This is a genomic window from Streptomyces sp. NPDC058469, assembly GCF_042721125.1.
Classification (GTDB): Bacteria; Actinomycetota; Actinomycetes; order Streptomycetales; family Streptomycetaceae; genus Streptomyces.
Map to the genome: position 1 here is coordinate 1 of NZ_JBHXME010000062.1, position 16,787 is coordinate 16,787.

17 protein-coding genes and 1 pseudogene are annotated in these 16,787 nt (G+C 70.5%); 8 read left to right on the top strand and 10 right to left on the bottom strand.

Annotated features, from left to right (window positions below; genetic code table 11):
- Nucleotide 1: 1 nt before the first annotated feature.
- Both ACFWP5_RS25330 and ACFWP5_RS25335 read left to right on the top strand, forming a co-directional pair.
- Nucleotides 2–808 (top strand): hypothetical protein, encoded by an 807-nt coding sequence (locus tag ACFWP5_RS25330; protein WP_384160795.1) that lies wholly within the window; start codon nt 2–4, stop codon nt 806–808.
- A gap of 83 nt (nt 809–891) precedes the next feature.
- Nucleotides 892–2,205, top strand: coding sequence for an MFS transporter (locus ACFWP5_RS25335; RefSeq protein WP_384160798.1), 1,314 nt, complete (start codon nt 892–894; stop codon nt 2,203–2,205).
- A 241-nt stretch (nt 2,206–2,446) separates the two neighbouring features.
- On the opposite strand, the gene ACFWP5_RS25340 is transcribed toward ACFWP5_RS25335, so the two are convergent.
- The 4 genes from ACFWP5_RS25340 to ACFWP5_RS25355 form a co-directional block, all read right to left on the bottom strand.
- On the bottom strand, nt 2,447–3,292 hold the full coding sequence (locus tag ACFWP5_RS25340; protein WP_384160943.1) for a spermidine synthase: 846 nt from the start codon (nt 3,290–3,292) through the stop codon (nt 2,447–2,449).
- A 488-nt stretch (nt 3,293–3,780) separates the two neighbouring features.
- Nucleotides 3,781–4,632: a patatin-like phospholipase family protein gene (locus tag ACFWP5_RS25345; RefSeq protein WP_384160801.1), complete on the bottom strand. Its 852-nt coding sequence runs from the start codon at nt 4,630–4,632 to the stop codon at nt 3,781–3,783.
- Between the two features lie 241 nt (nt 4,633–4,873).
- Nucleotides 4,874–6,043: an elongation factor Tu gene (gene tuf, locus ACFWP5_RS25350; RefSeq protein WP_384160804.1), complete on the bottom strand. Its 1,170-nt coding sequence runs from the start codon at nt 6,041–6,043 to the stop codon at nt 4,874–4,876.
- 367 nt (nt 6,044–6,410) lie between these two features.
- Nucleotides 6,411–7,130: a DNA alkylation repair protein gene (locus tag ACFWP5_RS25355; RefSeq protein ID WP_384160807.1), complete on the bottom strand. Its 720-nt coding sequence runs from the start codon at nt 7,128–7,130 to the stop codon at nt 6,411–6,413.
- 50 nt (nt 7,131–7,180) lie between these two features.
- On the opposite strand from ACFWP5_RS25355, the gene ACFWP5_RS25360 reads away from it, so the two are divergent.
- Nucleotides 7,181–7,990 carry a TVP38/TMEM64 family protein gene (locus ACFWP5_RS25360; protein ID WP_384160810.1) on the top strand — a complete coding sequence of 270 codons (810 nt, stop codon included), beginning with the start codon at nt 7,181–7,183 and terminating at the stop codon, nt 7,988–7,990.
- A 41-nt stretch (nt 7,991–8,031) separates the two neighbouring features.
- Here ACFWP5_RS25360 and ACFWP5_RS25365 read toward each other — a convergent pair.
- Nucleotides 8,032–9,201, bottom strand: a pseudogene (locus ACFWP5_RS25365) (thiolase family protein).
- A gap of 189 nt (nt 9,202–9,390) precedes the next feature.
- On the opposite strand from ACFWP5_RS25365, the gene ACFWP5_RS25370 reads away from it, so the two are divergent.
- The gene (locus ACFWP5_RS25370) at nt 9,391–9,876 is read left to right on the top strand and encodes a winged helix-turn-helix transcriptional regulator (protein ID WP_384160813.1); all 486 of its coding nucleotides are present in this window, start codon (nt 9,391–9,393) and stop codon (nt 9,874–9,876) included.
- A gap of 44 nt (nt 9,877–9,920) precedes the next feature.
- Here the strand turns inward: ACFWP5_RS25370 and ACFWP5_RS25375 are convergent, their stop codons facing one another.
- From ACFWP5_RS25375 to ACFWP5_RS25385, 3 genes are all read right to left on the bottom strand, one after another.
- Complete coding sequence (locus ACFWP5_RS25375; protein WP_384160946.1) at nt 9,921–10,532, bottom strand: cupin domain-containing protein; 612 nt, start codon at nt 10,530–10,532, stop codon at nt 9,921–9,923.
- A gap of 110 nt (nt 10,533–10,642) precedes the next feature.
- Nucleotides 10,643–11,587, bottom strand: coding sequence for a PmoA family protein (locus ACFWP5_RS25380; protein ID WP_384160816.1), 945 nt, complete (start codon nt 11,585–11,587; stop codon nt 10,643–10,645).
- A complete protein-coding gene (locus ACFWP5_RS25385) occupies nt 11,584–12,780 on the bottom strand; it encodes a Gfo/Idh/MocA family protein (protein WP_384160819.1) in 1,197 nt (398 codons plus the stop codon). The genes ACFWP5_RS25380 and ACFWP5_RS25385 overlap by 4 nt, the downstream gene beginning before the upstream one ends.
- Before the next feature lie 317 nt (nt 12,781–13,097).
- On the opposite strand from ACFWP5_RS25385, the gene ACFWP5_RS25390 reads away from it, so the two are divergent.
- Nucleotides 13,098–13,973, top strand: coding sequence for an undecaprenyl-diphosphate phosphatase (locus ACFWP5_RS25390; protein ID WP_384160822.1), 876 nt, complete (start codon nt 13,098–13,100; stop codon nt 13,971–13,973).
- Nucleotide 13,974: 1 nt separating this feature from the next.
- Here the strand turns inward: ACFWP5_RS25390 and ACFWP5_RS25395 are convergent, their stop codons facing one another.
- Nucleotides 13,975–14,535, bottom strand: coding sequence for a carboxymuconolactone decarboxylase family protein (locus ACFWP5_RS25395; RefSeq protein ID WP_384160825.1), 561 nt, complete (start codon nt 14,533–14,535; stop codon nt 13,975–13,977).
- A gap of 154 nt (nt 14,536–14,689) precedes the next feature.
- Between ACFWP5_RS25395 and ACFWP5_RS25400 the strand changes: the two genes are divergently transcribed.
- The 3 genes from ACFWP5_RS25400 to ACFWP5_RS25410 all read left to right on the top strand — a co-directional run bounded on the left by ACFWP5_RS25400 (nt 14,690) and on the right by ACFWP5_RS25410 (nt 15,798).
- Nucleotides 14,690–14,968, top strand: a complete 279-nt coding sequence (locus ACFWP5_RS25400) for a winged helix-turn-helix transcriptional regulator (RefSeq protein WP_384160949.1) — start codon at nt 14,690–14,692, stop codon at nt 14,966–14,968.
- Nucleotides 14,969–15,113: 145 nt separating this feature from the next.
- A complete protein-coding gene (locus tag ACFWP5_RS25405) occupies nt 15,114–15,509 on the top strand; it encodes a DUF1877 family protein (protein WP_384160828.1) in 396 nt (131 codons plus the stop codon).
- Nucleotides 15,510–15,618: 109 nt separating this feature from the next.
- Complete coding sequence (locus tag ACFWP5_RS25410; RefSeq protein WP_318015009.1) at nt 15,619–15,798, top strand: hypothetical protein; 180 nt, start codon at nt 15,619–15,621, stop codon at nt 15,796–15,798.
- A 138-nt stretch (nt 15,799–15,936) separates the two neighbouring features.
- Here ACFWP5_RS25410 and ACFWP5_RS25415 read toward each other — a convergent pair whose 3' ends face one another.
- Nucleotides 15,937–16,677, bottom strand: a complete 741-nt coding sequence (locus tag ACFWP5_RS25415; protein ID WP_384160832.1) for a glucose 1-dehydrogenase — start codon at nt 16,675–16,677, stop codon at nt 15,937–15,939.
- Between the last annotated feature and the right edge of the window lie 110 nt (nt 16,678–16,787).

Below are 16,787 nucleotides of genomic sequence, written 5' to 3' on the forward strand. Positions count from 1 at the left end.
GATCGCGATCGTCGCGGCGACAGCGGTCGTCGTGGCCGCCGGTGTGACCGGATTCCTGGTCCTGGGCGGCGACAAGGACAACAAGGCGGACGGCGGCAAGGACAAGTCGAGCAAGTCGCCGTCGGCGTCCGCGGACCCGAGTGCCTCCTCCTCCGGTTCGGACGACAACCCGCGCGGCAACGAGACCGAGAAGCCGACGATCGCGGGCTGGAAGGTCGTCGTCAACCAGAAGTACGGCACCGCGTTCGACGTCCCCGCCGACTGGGAGGTCGGCACGCCGGGCACCTTCACCTTCTTCGAGGACGAGGTGAAGGGCGACGGCTCCCCGTACATCGGCTTCTCGGCGCCCGCCTATCTGAAGCAGAACTGGTGCCAGTCCGACGACAACAAGGACGGCACCAAGGAGACCTCGTCGCTGGCGTCGAGCGGCACCAAGGGCGAGGACGGCGCGAAGGACACCGCGAGCACCGCACGCGGTGACGCTGCCGCCTTCGCGTTCGGCGGGTACACGGACCAGAAGGACTCGTCCAAGAAGTACCTGAAGATCGGCGCGGCCAAGCCGTACACGACGAAGTCGGGTGTCACGGGCAGCGTCGCCAGCTCGTACACGTCCGGCGCGCCGAAGACCGGCAAGTGCTCCTCCGACGGCAAGGCGACCACGTTCGCCTTCAAGAACTCGGCGGACGACTTCGTCTCCTGGACCCTCTACGGCGCGAAGGGCGTCAGCGAGGAGATCCCCGACGCGACGATTCAGAAGATCCTTAGCACCGTACGACTGCACGGGGACCCGACGGGCGCAACGAGCTGACACCCGTGGGCTGTTGACCGGTTGGCTTGATTCTGGCGGCAATCTGTTTGGCAGGGTGTGGCACGGGCGGCGATAGTCGGCCGGTGACCGTCACCGCCGCGCCCCGTCGACCACGCCGACCCGACTGGGCGGGCCGCAACTACACCCTGCTGACGGCCGCCGCGGTGGCGACCGGCCTCGGTGGCAACGGCGCCCTGATCGCCTCCGCGTTCGCCGTACTGGACGCGGGCGGCGACAGCGGTGACGTGGGTCTGGTGGCCGCCTCGCGCACGCTGCCGCTGGTGTTGTTCCTGCTGATCGGCGGCGCGATCGCGGACCGGGTGCCGCGGCACCATGTCATGGTCGCGGCCAACGCCCTGAGCTGTGTGTCGCAGGCGGCCTTCGCGGTACTCGTCCTCACCGGCGAGCCCCGCCTCTGGCAGATGATGCTGCTGACCGCGCTCGGCGGCACCGGCCAGGCGTTCTTCGGCCCGGCGGCCGAGGGCATGCTCATGTCCACGGTGAGCGGCGAACAGGCCGGCCGGGCGTTCGCGGTCTTCCGGATGGCGATGCAGGGCGCGTCGTTGGGCGGCGCGGCGCTCGGCGGCGCGCTGGTCGCGGCGGTCGGCCCGGGCTGGGTGCTCGCGGTCGACGCGGCGGCGTTCGCGGTCGCCGGCGGACTCCGCTCCTTCCTCGACGTGAGCCACATCCCACCGCGCGCGCCGGGCGGCGGCATGCTCGCCGATCTCCGGGACGGCTGGCGGGAGTTCATCGGCCGCACGTGGCTGTGGTCCATCGTCGTGGCGTTCTCCATCGCCAACGCGGTCGTCGGCGCGGCGGACGCGGTCTACGGCCCACTCGTCGCCCGCGACAGCCTCGGCGGCGCGGGCCCCTGGGGCCTGGCCCTGGCCGCGTTCGGCGCGGGCACGGTGGCCGGCGCCCTGCTGATGACCCGCTGGAAACCCCGCCGCCTGCTCCTGGCAGGCACCCTGGGCGTCTTCCCCCTGGCCCTCCCGTCCGCCGCACTCGCGGTACCGGTGCCGGTGGGCGTCCTGTTCGCGGTGATGTTCGTCGCGGGCGCGACGGTGGAGGTCTTCGGCGTCTCATGGATGACCGCCCTGCACCAGGAGATCCCCGAGCACAAACTCTCCCGCATCTCGGCCTACGACTGGTTCGGCTCCATCGCCCTGATGCCCCTCGCCGCAGCGGCGGCCGGCCCGACGGAGTCGGCCTTCGGGCGTACGGCTGCGCTGTGGGGGTGTGCGGCCCTGGTCACGGTGGTGACGGCGGCGGTGCTGTGTGTGCCGGAGGTACGGAATCTGCGGCGACAGGGTGGGGTGAGCGACGTGAAGGGGACGCCGGGGGGTGCGGGTGGGGCGGTCGATGATGCGGAGCGGTCGGTTGAAGGGCATGGGTGATGGTGGGGAGCGGCGCGTTCAGGTGACGCGGTACGGCGCTCTCAACACGCATGGCTCGCGTACTGCCGGTGAAGTCCCTTAGCGCAGGCCCGCGTTCGAGACACGGCGGGAAATCGTGCGGGACCACGAGAGCCCGGTCGACCAATCTCCACCCCAGACCAGCCGCGCACGGCCTATTAACTCCCCCAGCCCGAGCCGACGTTCGAGCCGTGCCGGGCAGACCTGCGAGACCGGAGCCACCTCAGCCGATACCGAACGCGCCGTCCGGGGGCTCGGGCGACGGGACGGCATCCTCATCCCGGACCGGCAGCGCGCCGCCGATGAAGTCCCGTAGCGCAGGCCCGTGTTCGAGCCGTGCCGGGAACACGTCCGAGGCCACGAGTCGGGTCAGGGCCGCCGTGTCGATCGGGTGGTGCGCGGCGACGAGCACCGCGTTGCCGAAGCGGCGCCCTCGCAGCACTCCCGGTTCCGCGATCAGCGCCAGCTCCTGGAACACCGTGCCGAACGTGGCGAGTTGGGCGCGCAGGAACGTGAACGGGGCTGCGTCCGCGAGGTTGGCCAGGTAGACGCCGTCGGCGCGCAGGACCCGCTCGGCTTCGCGGGCGTACGCCTCTGAGGTCAGGTGCGCCGGGACCCGTGAACCGCCGAAGACATCGGCGACGACCACGTCCGCCGAACCGTCCGGCGCCGCCTCCAGCCAGGCACGGGCGTCGGCGCCGTGCACGGTGACACCGGCGCCGGCCGGCAAGGGCAGGTGCTCGGTGACCAGCTCCAGCAGACCCCGGTCGGCCTCGACCACGTCCTGCCGCGAACCCGGCCGGGTCACCGCCACGTACCGAGGCAGCGTGAGCGCTCCGCCGCCCAGGTGCAGCACGTCCAGCGGGCGCCCCGGTTCCGCGAGGGTGTCCAGCACATGCCCGAGCCGCCGCGTGTACTCGAACTCCAGGTGCGTCGGCGCGTCCAGGTCCACGTAGGACTGCGGCGCCCCGTCGACAGTCAGCAGCCAGGCCCGCGCCCGGTCCACGTCGGGCATGAGTTTGGCGACCCCGTGATCAACCTCCCGGGTCACTGGTATCGGCTCGTTCACGGGTAGTGGCTCGTTCACGGGTCCATTGTGCCGGGGTGGTGGGGTGGCAGGTGAGGCGGTGAGGCGGTGGTGGGCTCGTGCGGGGGTTGGTGTTGGTTGTGGGGGCGCGGGAGTACGGGTGCGTCACTGACGTGCGGGATACGGAGGGGGTGCGGGATGCGGAGGGAGGGTGCGGGGCACGGGCGGTGGTGCGGCCCGTGCCGGTGAGCGGGCGCCGTGCGTCATCCCGGACCGTGCGCGCCGCGCAGTCCGGCTGCCGCCGAGCCCGCGCCTACATCCTCCGGCCAGCCCGCGAGGCCAGCACCGTCAGCTCGGCCCATGGCCCGGCCAACCGTCCACGCACCCCACCGATACCCGGCCCGCGCTCACTTCCCTCAGCCGGCCCACGAGCCCACCAGCCCGGCGCCCCCAACCTGCCAACGTGCCAGCCCACCCCTCAGCCCCTCAGCCCCTCAGCCCCTCAGCCCCTCAGCCCCTCAGCGAGCCGATCATCCAGTCGCCCCGGCAGACCCCCAAACCTCCCCCACCTCCGCCACATGCGCCGCCGCCTGTTCCCGCCCCGCCCGTGCCGCAGCCGCCCGTATCGACGGGTCGAGCAGATTGCGGCCGAACGCCTGCTTCGCTTCCGGTGACGGTGAGACGACGACCGCACGGGCGCCCTGCTCCACAAGTCGCCGGGCCTGGGCGGCCGGAGACACCAGGGGGCCGCCCCCGAGGGTTATCGGAGCGAGGACGACGACCTGGTCGTACCCCTCGGCGAGTTGCGCGTTGGCCGCCGAGTGGATGCCGCCGTCGATCCAGCGGCGGTCCTCGATGGTGACCGGGGGCCACACCCCGGGGACCGCACAGCTCGCGGCGACGGCGTCGCCCAGGGGCAGCCCGCTGTCCTTGTCGAAGACCCGCAGTTCGCCGGTCACCGTGTCGACGGCGGTGATGCGCAACGCGCGGTCGGGCCACTCCGGTGAGACGAGCCGGGTCTCGATCGCCGCGCGCCGGTCCGCCGCGCTGGGCGTTCTGGCGGCGAGTGCCATACGGCCGATCTTCCGCCCGTACGCCTCCGGAGTGCGCGAGGTCACCGTCGCCCAGACGTAGCGGAGCATCAGGCCACGACCGAGTCGGCCGGCGATCTCGCCCTCGGGGGCGGCGAGTTGACGTTCGTAGACCTCCTTGGGCGTGCCGGCCCGCAACTGGGCGCCGACGGTCGAACCCGCCGACGTACCGATCACGACATCGGCGTCAGAGAGATCGACGCCGGCCTCGCCCAGCCCGTACAGCACCCCGGCCATCCAGCCGATCCCGCTGCTGCCCCCGCCACCGAGCACAAGTGCCTTGCCCGCCATGGTGCCCCTGCCTTCCCCACGCCTCGCCTCGCCACAACTACCGCCACGATCAAGTCTTGCGCACGCCACTGACAATCGCGGATACGAGCCCCTGGCCTGGGACACACAGGGACCTCGGACACACAGGCCCGCCGACACCCTTCCCGGCGAACGAGATCGCCCGCCCGACAACGCGGGCGAACGCGCGAGAGGGTGCCCGCCCCCAAAGGGACGGGCACCCACCCTGCTCAGCCCACCCAGCTCAACCCACCGCCGTCACCGTCCCCGCCCCCACCGTCCGCCCGCCCTCGCGGATCGCGAAGCCGAGCCCCGGCTCCAGCGGGACCTCACGGCCCAGTTCGACCGACATCGTGACGGTGTCACCGGGTCGGGCGACCGCCGTCTCACCGAGGTCGATGTCGCCGACGACGGCCGCGGTGCGGATGTAGAACTGCGGCCGGTAGCCGGTCGACACCGCCGTCGTGCGGCCGCCCTCGCGGGCCGACAGGACGTACACCTGCGCCGAGAAGCGTCGGCTGGGGACGACGCTGCCGGGCGCCGCGACGATGTGCCCGCGACGGACCGCGTCGCGTGGGACACCGCGCAGTAGCAGCGCCACGCTGTCGCCGGCCTGCGCCTCCGCCATCGGCTTGCCGAAGGTCTCCAGGCCGGTGACCACCGTGTCGACGGCGGCGCCGAGCACTTCGATCCGGTCGCCCACCCGGACCGTGCCACGCTCGATCGCACCCGTGACGACCGTCCCGCGCCCGGTGATCGTGAGCACGTTCTCGACCGGCAACAGGAACGGCGCGTCCAGATACCGCTCGGGCATGGGCACATACGTGTCCACGGCATCGAGCAGCGCGTCGATCGACGCCTCCCAACGGGGGTCCCCCTCAAGGGCCTTGAGACCGGACACCCGTACGACGGGCACGGAGTCGCCGCCGTAGCCGTTCGCGGTGAGCAGTTCGCGGACCTCCAACTCGACCAGGTCGGTGAGTTCGTCGTCGCCCGCGTCGGCCTTGTTGAGCGCGACCACGATGTGGTCGACGCCCACCTGCCGGGCGAGCAGCACGTGTTCGGCGGTCTGCGGCATGATCCCGTCGAGCGCGGAGACGACGAGGATCGCCCCGTCGAGCTGCGCGGCCCCGGTGACCATGTTCTTGACGTAGTCGGCGTGACCCGGCATGTCCACGTGCGCGTAGTGCCGCGTGTCGGTCTCGTACTCGACGTGCGCGATGTTGATGGTGATGCCGCGCGCGGCCTCCTCCGGCGCCCGGTCGATCCGGTCGAACGGTACGAAGGTGGACGCGCCGCGCTCGGCGAGGACCTTGGTGATGGCGGCGGTCAGGGTGGTCTTGCCGTGGTCGACATGGCCCATCGTGCCGATGTTCAGATGCGGTTTCGTGCGGACGTATGCCGTTTTGGACATGGCGGTACCTCGAAGCCTCTCCAGTGGTGAAAAGCCCAGTGGTGAAAAGCGGGGACCCCGAGGACTCGCCGACCCTCCCCCTGCGGGGTCCGCCGGACGATCCGGAGAGGGTCAGCTTCGGGCGCCGTCGACTGCGGCAGTTAGAACAGAAACGAGAACGGGAACGGCAGCCTTCGGCGCATCCGCGACTGCGGATGCTGCGAGGTGGAAGGCGTACCGGAACATGAGGCCGATCATTGCCGACGCTTTGCCCGGCGTCGAACGATTTATCAGTACGTGGGACGTCGGGCGCCGATGTTCTTCAGTGCTGGTTCTTCAGGGCTGGTTCTTCAGGGCTGGTTCTTCAGGGTTGGTTCTTCAGGGCTGATCAGGGCTGATTCTTCAGGGCCTCGCGCACCGACAGCGGCGCGAACCGCCCCTTCTCCCGGGCCAGGAAGCCCCGTACCGCCACCGGGTCCGTCTTCGCGTACTCGCGCAGGCACCAGCCGATCGCCTTGCGGATGAAGAAGTCCGGGTGCCCGGACTGGTGCAGGCAGTACGCGAAGAGGCGTTCGGTGTCGGTGTGCTCCTTGTAGCGCAGTTGGTGGAGGAGGGCCGTACGGGCGACCCACAGGTCGTCGTCCACGATCCACGCGTCCATGTCGGTGACCAGCTTCGGATCGGCGGCGACCAGGCCTCCCACTACGTGGGAGGCGAGTGCGTCGACGGTGTCCCACCAGGGAATCGTCGAGACGAGGTGGCGGCCGACCGGCAGGAAGCCGGACGTGCACTCCTTCACGTGGCGGCGCAGATAGTCCACCGCGAAATACTGGTACTCGCGCTCCGGCAGTTCCCAGCAGCGCAGGGCGATCGCGGTGCAGTCGGCCTCGTCGGGGCGGGGCGTGCCCTCCAGGACCGTGCGGGACAGCGCGCGGCGCACGGGTGTGGTGAGACCCAAGAAGGGCGCCACATCCTTCATGTACGCCCGCATGAGCACCGCCCGCTCCGGGTCGGCCGCCGCGGCGTACGTGGCCGTGAGCCGCTCCAGCACGGTGTCCGCGAGGACACTGCCCGGCACTCGCACGGTCCCCGCACCTGTGACGCTCATGAGACGAACCATACGGCGATCACATACACAGGTCGGTTAGTGTCGCCGACATGCTCGCCGATGCCACCACCCTCTCTGGGGGCACCGCCACGGCCACTCCCCAGGCCGCTGTCACGGAACTCGCCGCAGTCGTGACCGTGCCCGCGGCCATGCCCGTCGCGCCTCTGCTGCCCGTCGTCCCGACCGGCTTCACCGCGCGCTGCACGAGAGCCCTGCTCTCGCCGTGGTCGCGGCTGTCGCTGCTCCTGGTGCTGCTCGCCGGGGCGGCGTCGACCGTGCTGCTCTTCCATCCGCAGCGACTGCTCTCCGACGGCTGGCCGCCCCAACTCGGCGGCGCCATGGCGGCGTTGGTGTTCGCGGCGGCGTACGGCCTGTGCAGCGTGGCGTTCGTGCCGCGCCCCCTGCTGAACCTCGCGGCGGGCGCGCTGTTCGGCTCCCAGCTCGGCACCGCCTCGGCGCTGGCGGGCACGGTGCTCGGCGCCGGGATCTCCTTCGGTCTGGGCCGCATGCTGGGCCAGGACGCCCTGCGCCCGCTGCTGCGGGGCCGGTGGCTGAAGGCCGCGGACGGCCAGCTCAGCCGGCACGGCTTCCGTTCGATGATGGCGGCGCGGCTCTTCCCCGGACTGCCGTTCTGGGGCGTGAACTACTGCGCCGCCGTCTCCCGCATGCGCTGGACGCCGTTCCTGCTCGCGACGGCGCTCGGCTCGATCCCGAACACCGCCGCGTACGTCGTCGCCGGCGCCCGCGCCTCGAGCCCCACGTCGCCGGCCTTCCTGATCGCGATGGCCTGCATCGCCCTGCCGGCCCTGGGCGGCGCGGTGGTGGCCTGGCGCAAACGCCACCATCTGCGGGGCAACTGACAGTCCCCGGGGCCACTGACGCGCCGATCAGCCTCGACGCGTCAAACAGACTCGATGATCATCGCGTTGGCGAGACCCCCCGCCTCGCACATCGTCTGCAGCCCGTAACGCGCCCCTCGATCCCGCATCGCGTGCACCAGTGTGGTCGTCAACCGTGTCCCGCTCGCGCCGAGCGGATGGCCGATCGCGATGGCCCCGCCGTGCACGTTGACCTTGGCGAGATCCGCGCCCGTCTCCTGCTGCCAGGCCAGAACGACGCTGGAGAACGCCTCGTTGACCTCGAACAGGTCGATGTCGTCGAGGGTGAGCGATGCCCGGCGCAGCACCTTCTCGGTCGCCGGGATGACACCGGTGAGCATGAGCAGCGGGTCCGAACCTGTCACCGCGAAGCTGTGCAGCCGGGCGAGCGGGCGCAGTCCGAGCCGGGCCGCCGTCTCACTGGACGTGATGAGGACGGCGGAGGCGCCGTCGTTGATGGGGCTGGAGTTGCCGGCGGTGATGTTCCACTCGATCTACGGGAAGCGCTCGGCGTACGTCGCGTCGTAGAAGGCGGGCTTCAGGCCGGCGAGGACCTCGGTCGTACTGCCGGGCCGTACGCACTCGTCGCGCGAGGCGCCCTCCAGAGGTGCGACCTGGGCGTCGAAGAGGCCCGCGTCCCAGGCCTCGGCCGCCTTGTGGTGCGAGGAGACCGCGAAGGCGTCCAACTGGTCGCGTGTCATCGACCACTTGGCGGCGATGAGTTCGGCGCTGATGCCCTGCGGGACGAGGCCCTCCGGGTAGCGTCCGGCGACTCCGGGGCCGAAGGGGTCCGTGCCGGGCAGCACGCTCGACCCCATCGGCACACGCCCCATGGACTCCACTCCGCAGGCCACGACCAGGTCGTACGCCCCGGAGATCACGCCCTGCGCCGCGAAGTGCACGGCCTGCTGGGAGGAGCCGCACTGGCGGTCCACCGTGGTCGCGGGCACCGACTCCGGGAAGCCCGCCGACAGCACGGCCTGCCGGGTGATGTTGACGGCCTGCTCACCGACCTGGGTGACCGTGCCGCCGATGACGTCGTCGACGATCGCCGGGTCGATCCCGGTGCGCTCGACGAGGGTGCGCAGGGTGTGTGCGAGGAGTTCGACGGGGTGGACCTGGGCGAGGGAGCCGTTCGGTTTGCCCTTGCCTACGGGCGTGCGTACGGCTTCGACGATCACTGCGTCACGCATGGTGCGGGCCTCCACAACGATCAAGAGTGCGGTAACGATCAAGCAGTGGTGATCAAGCAGTAACGATCAAGTAGTAATGATGAATCGGACAACGACCGGAACTACCAGTGAGTAGGAAATCCAAACTCACCATAGCTCTGTCAGTTGGAAAAACAAACCCACTCTCGGATCAGCCCTAGACTGGACACCATGAGACCGAACACGGCCGCCTCCAAAGACCCGCGCCCCTGCTCGATCGCCGACGCCCTGGCGCTCGTAGGCGAGAAGTACTCCCTCCTCGTCCTACGGGAGGTGTGCCTCGGCAACCGCCGCTTCGACCAGTTGGTCCGCAACATCGGCGCCCCGCGCGACGTCCTGACCACCCGGCTGCGCCGCCTCGTCGACGCCGGAATCCTCACCCGGCGGACCTACAGCGAACACCCGCAGCGCTTCGAGTACCGGCCCACCGAGGCGGGGCTCGAACTGGAGCCGGTCCTGATGACCCTCATGGCATGGGGCGACCGCCATGTTCGGAAGGATGTACTCAACCGCCCCATGGTGATCGAGCACATCTGCGGCAACGAACTGGTCCCCGCCGTCACCTGCACAGCGTGCGGCGCCCCGGTCCGCCACGAGGACCTGACGGCCCACCCGCAGACACCCGGCTGGACCGTGACAGGCCCGACGGCAGCCTGACCCAAGAGCCGGGCTGGCCCGCCGGCCCAAAAGCAAGCCCGGAACTACGTTCCCTTGTAGACGTCCAACCGCCCGCACATCCCGAACTTCCCGTACGCCGAAGGCTGTTCGGCCCGTACGACGGCGTCGGCGAGGTGGGAGAAGTCACCCTGTTCGAGCCGGTCGAGCTGCTCCCCCGTGGCCGTAGCAGCGGCCCGCGCCCCCCGCTCCCAGCGCTCACGCCACTCCGTGAGCCGGGGTCGTACCAGCGCGGCGGCGGCCCGGTGGAACGCGGCCAGCGCTTCCGGATCCTCCGCCTCGCGCAGCGCCCGGTAGCCCTCCAGGGCGAGGTCGCGTCGGGCCCGGGCGACCCGTTCCTGCTCCGCCTCGGGCGCGTCAGCCGGGATCGTGGTGGCGGCGGCGTACGTCTCCGGGTCGGTGAGGTACCGCAGGGGCAGCGTGAGCACCGCGTCGCCCGCCTCGGGCAGCCCGCTGTTCTGCATGAGGACGGTGATGCGCAGGTCGCCCTCGTTGACGAGCCGGTGGATGGTGCCCGGCGTGAACCAGGCGACCGTCCCGGCCGCGAGCGGCGTCACCTCGTACCCGGACGTCGTGAGCGTCTGCACCGCACCGCGCCCGCCGGTGACGACGTACCCCTCCGAACAGGTCAGGTGCATATGGGGAGTTCCGCCGCACACCCCGTCCACTGCAGGCCAGTCGTAGACCGACAGATGCGAGACGGCGACCCCGCCCGGCAGACCGGAGAAGCCATCAGCGATCCCAGCACTCACCACGGGCGCGCCTCCAGGTACTTGGCGATCTCCTCCCGCTCCCACGCCCCGTCGGCCACGACGACCCGGTAGCGCCGGGTCAGCGTGTCCCCGGGGGCGAGCTCCAGCTCGTCGTAGAAGGAGTAGGAGGGGGCGATCCCCGCGAACGGTTCGTTGCGGACGAACCAGTGGGCGGGGTGGGTGCCTTGGGCGCCGGCCTGGTCGTTCTCGGGGGCGTGGGCGAAGACGATGGTTGCGTGGCCGTCGGTGCCGTCGTGCTCGCCGGAGACGGCGAGCCAGGGGCCCTGGGAGCCCATCAGCTCGGGGCCCTCGCCGTCGGGGCCGATGATCCGGCCGTCCCGGAAGGCGCGCGGGCCGCGCCAGAAGAGGCCCGTGTAGCCGGCCGCCTCGCGCCCATGGGTGGTCGGGCTGCCGAACCGGAGGGGCTCGTCGCGGCGGTTGGTCACGGCGCTGGTCCAGGTCAGCGCCCACGAACCCGACTCCGAGTCCACATCGTGCACCTCGATCCGGCGCTGCTCGTCGGCCCAGAGTTCACCGCTGTACGGGTGCCAGGTCAGCCGTTCGGCGATGACGAGACGCTCGGCGCCGGAATCCGAGTCCGTGTGGACGTCGATCTCGTCGAAGGCGACATGGGCCATCGACCCGACGCGCTCTGGGAGTTCGAGATATCCCTCGCCGTGAACGTATGTGTTGCCGCCCCACAGGTTCGAGCCCGACAGATGCGAGGCGGTGAACTGCAGGCCCTTGTGCCAGCGGTGGTCGTTGGGCCGGTAGTCCGTGACGACGTCACCGGCCAGCGTCCTGATCGGGTGGAGGTACGGCTTCGGCGCCTCCCAGGCGGCCTCGGGCCGGTACACATAGCTGAACAGCTCGACGCCGGTGGCCGGTTCGGTCACCGTGATGCGGTCGCCGTGAGCGTGGACGATACGCAGGCCGGTCACGCCGACACCTCCTCGCGCGCCACGGGCGCCCAGCCGGGGGCGCCGCCGTGCAGCGCCGTGTAATAGGGGTCTCCGGGGCCGATGTCGCCGGCCCGTACGGTCGTGTCCGTGAACGCCGACTTGTAGAGGGCGGTGATCAGCTCCAGGCTGGTGCGGCCGTCCGTGCCGCTGCTGCGCGGCCGTTCGCCGGCCCGCATGCTCACGACGAGTTCACGCAGCTGCTCCAGGTGCGAACTCGGCACGTCCGGCCCGAAGTCCTGCCAGGCCGCGGCCTCCTCACCCGACACCTCCGGGGCGGGCGTGATGCGCCAGTTGTCGTTGCTGTGCCCGTACAGGTGGGTGAGTTCGACGGTGGCGCGCTCGCAGTCGATGCGGATACGGCTGACCTCGTCGGGGCTCAGGACGCTGTTCACGACGGTGGCCATCGCGCCGTTCTCGAAGCGCACCAGGGCGGTCGAGACATCCTCGGTCTCCACGTCGTGGACCAGCCGCCCGGCCATGGCCTTCACCTCGCTCCACGGCCCGAGCAGATCGAGCAGCAGGTCCATCTGATGGATGCCGTGTCCCATCGCGGGACCGCCGCCCTCGGTCTCCCAGCGTCCGCGCCAGGGCACGGCGTAGTAAGCGGTGTCGCGGTACCAGGTGGTCTGGCAGTGCGCCACGAGCGGCCGCCCCATGGCCCGCTCGGCGAGCAGCCGGCGCACATGCCGGGAGCCCGACCCGAAGCGATGCTGAAAGACGATGGACGCGTACGGCCCGCCGCCCGCCCCCTCCCCCGCACCCTCCGCGCCTTCCTCTTTCTCTACGGCGTCGAAGTCGGCCAGCGTCGGAACCGGCGGCTTCTCGCACCAGACCCAGGCGCCGGCCCGCAGCGCGGCGATCGTCTGCGCGCGGTGCAGGGTGGGCGGGGTGCAGATGGTGACGAGGTCGGGCCGCTGTTCCCGGAGCATCTGCTCCAGATCGGTGTAGGCGTGCGGGATTCCGGCCTCGGCGCAGAAGGACTCGACCGACGTGGCATCGATGTCAACGGCGGCGACGACCTCGGTCTCGCCCTCCTCGGCGAGCCGCGCGAGCGCGGGGAAATGGGAACCCCGGCCGATGGCACCGGCGCCGACCACGGCGGCCCTGATGCGTCGGCCGGTGAGCGGGGTCAAGGGCTGGAACACCCCGGGGTCGGTGGCGGGTGTGGACATGGTCGTGATCAGCACTCCTCCGGGGACAGCGAGCGCGTGCAGCAAGCGCTTTCCGCTGCAACGTATGCGTCGCCCCCGCAACTGGTCAACACCGCGAACCCGGAGTCGCCGGACCGCTCGTGAAACCTCTGCGCAGGGAGTAGCCCGACCGCCGCGAATCCCCCGTACCCGGGGCCACCCAACGGCCGTGAAACCCCTGTGTCGGGCCTGTCACACCGGGACGCTACGCTGCCCCCTCACACACACTGGTTCACCGCGCGCGGCGTTTTGGTGTGTCCTTTGCCCCTCCTCGATCAGCACTTGGACGCCGTAACTCCATGTCTTGGTTTGAATCCCTCATCCTCGGACTCGTCCAGGGGCTGACCGAGTTCCTCCCCGTCTCCTCCAGTGCGCATCTGCGGCTGACGGCGGCCTTCTCGGGCTGGGAGGACCCGGGCGCGGCCTTCACGGCGATCACCCAGCTCGGCACGGAGGCGGCGGTGCTGATCTATTTCCGCCAGGATGTCGGGCGGATTCTCGCCGCGTGGTTCCGGTCGCTCACCAACAAGGAGATGCGCCGCGACCACGACGCCCAGATGGGCTGGCTGGTGATCGTCGGCTCCATCCCGATCGGCGTGCTCGGCGTGACCCTCAAGGACCACATCGAAGGGCCGTTCCGCGACCTCCGCATCACCGCCACCATGCTGATCGTGATGGGCATCGTCATCGGCATCGCCGACCGCCTCGCGGCCCGCGACGAGAACGGCGGCCGGCACCGCGCACCCAAGCAGCGCAAGACCCTGGTGGACCTCAACACCAAGGACGGCCTCCTCTACGGCCTCTGCCAGGCGATGGCGCTGGTCCCCGGCGTCTCCCGCTCGGGCGCGACCATCAGCGGCGGCCTCTTCATGGGCTACACCCGTGAGGCGGCGGCCCGCTACTCCTTCCTCCTCGCCATGCCGGCCGTACTGGCCTCGGGCGCCTTCGAGTTGAAGGACGCGGCGGCGGAGGGGCATGTCGCGTGGGGGCCGACGACGTTCGCGACGGTGATCGCGTTCATAGTCGGGTATGCCGTAATTGCATGGTTTATGAAGTTCATTTCCCACAAGAGCTTCATGCCGTTCGTCTACTACCGCATCGCACTCGGCATCGTGATCATCGCGCTGGTGACGGCGGGCGAGTTGAGCCCGCACGCGGCGGAGTCGGCGGGCTGACTCACCTCGCGGGCAGGGCGAGGGCCCACGGCTCGGGCTCGATCCCGACACCGTTGGCGACGTACGCGATGGTGCGGTACCACCCGGCCAGCACAAGGAGTTCGAGAGCCTCCGGCTCGTCGAGGTGCTCCCGCAGGCCGGACCATGCAGCGTCGCTCAGCCGGGCGTCGGCGTGGAGTTCGTCGACGGCTCGGAGCAGCGCGGACTGGCGGGGCGACCAGACCGGGTCGTCCGGGGTGCCGGTCGCTGTCAAGGTGATCTGCAGCGGGGTGAGTTGGGCGACTTCGGCGTACGTCGCCGTGTGGACGCCCCACTCGTAGGCGCAGCCGGAGCGGGCGCAGACGCGGGCGATCACGAGTTCGCGGTCGGCGGTGTCCAGGAGGCCGTGGACGAGGAGGCCGGCGCCCAACGCCCGCATCCGGGAGGCGAGTTCCGGATGGCGTTCGAGGACCTTGAAGAGCATCAGGGGTTCGCGGGTGACGCCGGGCGGCATCCAGCGGCGCAGGGCGCGGTCGGTGTCGGGGGCGTAGGGCGGGGTGACGCCTTCGATGCGCTGTTTCATGTTCACCGACTCTTGCGCTTCTGAAATCGAAGCGCAAGGGTGAGGTGCGAGGTCACAAGAAGTCGGCAGAGGAGGCCTCTTGGAAGCCACGCCCACGGGATCCACACCCACTCCCGGTCGCCCCGTGCGCGGATCGGCCACCGGCCGCCCCGTCATGGCCGCGCTCGATCTCCTCGGCCGGCGCTGGACACTCCGCGTGATCTGGGAACTCCACCGGCTCGGCGCCCCGATCGGCTTCCGCGACCTGCAACGCCGCTGCGACGACATGTCCTCCAGCGTCCTGTCCACCCGGCTGGCGGAGCTGCGCGAGGCGGACATCGCGGAGCGGACGCCCGACGGGGCCTGGCAGTTGACCTCGCTCGGCACGGACCTGGTGACGGCGATGGGGCCGTTGTCGGAGTGGTCGCAAAGGTGGGCCGAACGGCGGGGGTGAGCCAACTCATGGCACTGACACAGCAGTTCGCCCGTGTGACGTGCGAGTACCTCGACCGCTGCCGCGCTTCGGCCCTCACCTCGTCCGGCGCGTCCCCGGACTGGGACCCGCCGGACGGCGACCTGCTCGACACGGGCTGGGCGATATGGGCTGGGCGATATGGGGCCTCATCCACTACTGCCGCTCGACCAACGCGGCCCCGAAGTTGATCGCCCTGCTCGACCGGGCCGTCTCGGGCGATCCGGACGGGAACGTGGGATTCCTGGACCACGACGAGGTGTACGACGGTTTCTGTGATCCGCCCCGAATGCTCGCCCCCGCCGCGGTCGCCGACATCGCCGCCGCACTGGACCGTGTCCAACTCGGCAAGCTGCTCGCGGACATGCCTGCGTCCACCGAAGTCGCCGCCACCGCCTGCGGATTCGGCGCCGGATTCGACGCCGACGCACGGGAACATCTGACCGAACACTTCGCCGCCATGCGGGAGTTCTACCGAACCGCCGCACGTCACACCCAGTGCGTCGTCACGTGGGTCGACTGAGCGTCCGGCCCGCGCTGGGCGCCTGGTTCACCGCGCCCGTGACCAACCCCATACGGTCTGAGTAGCCGTCCGGTAGCGCAGTGTCAGTCCATGCCCCTAGGCTGTTCGCATGTCCCCCGATTTCGTGGCCCCTGGTTCCGTGCGGTCTGCTTCCGAGGTGAACGAGCAGATCCGGGCACTCTGGCTGCGTGCGGGCGGCTCGCTCTCCACCCAAGAGCGCGAGGAATACGAGCTGTTGGTGGTCGAGTGGGCCGCAGCGATACGTGACGAGGTCATCGCGGCCGCCTGAACCTCTTGAACGGCATGTGCAGTTCGGGCGGTGAGCCGAGTATCGCGACTGAACTGCTGCAGATCCTGGACGAGCCGCACTTCCCTATGCCGATCGAACCCGGCCAGTTCAACCCGCCCGGCCTGGCTACCCGCCAACTCACCGCCCGCCCGACACCCGCACCACCGCCCCCGTCGCATACGACGCGTCCGGCGACATCAGCCAAGCGATCGCGGCGGCGACTTCCTCAGGTTGGCCGGCGCGGCGTAGCGGAATCGACGCAGCCATCCGCTGGGCGCGGTCCAGGTCTCCGTTCCTCGCGTGGATCTCGGTGTCGATGATGCCGGGGGCGACCGCGTTGACGCGGATGCCGGCGGGGCCGAGTTCCTTGGCCAGGCCGAGCGTGAGGGTGTCGATGGCGGCCTTTGTCGCGGCGTAGTGGACGTAGTCGCCGGGGCTGCCGAGGGTGGCGGCGGCCGACGAGACGTTCACGATCACGCCGTTTCCCCGGGCCGTCATCACCTGCGCGGCGCGGCGTGAACACAGGAGTGTGCCCAGGAGGTTGACCTCGACGACACGGCGCAGGTCCGCGGGATCGGTGTCGGCGAGGGGGCCGAACGGGCCCGTCACCCCGGCGTTGTTCACCAGGCCGGTGACTGGGCCGAGTTGCTTCTCGGCCACCGTGAAGAGCCGCTCGACGTCCGCCTCTACGGACGTGTCCCCGCGTACGCACAGCGAACGGGCCCCGGCCTGCCGTACCGCCTCCGCGACTTCCTCGGCCGCCCGCGCGTCCCGGAGATAGCCCACCACCACGTCGTGCCCGTCCTCCGCGAGCCGCCGGCAGGTCGCGGCGCCGATCCCCCGGCCGCCCCCGGTGACGACCGTGACAAGACGTTTCATGAGTACTCCTCGCGACGAAGCCCGATGAAGGCCGGTGAAGAACAGCGAAGGGCGAAGAACAGCGAAGGGCGAAGAACGGCGAAGATCGGCTGAGAACCGTCGAACACCAC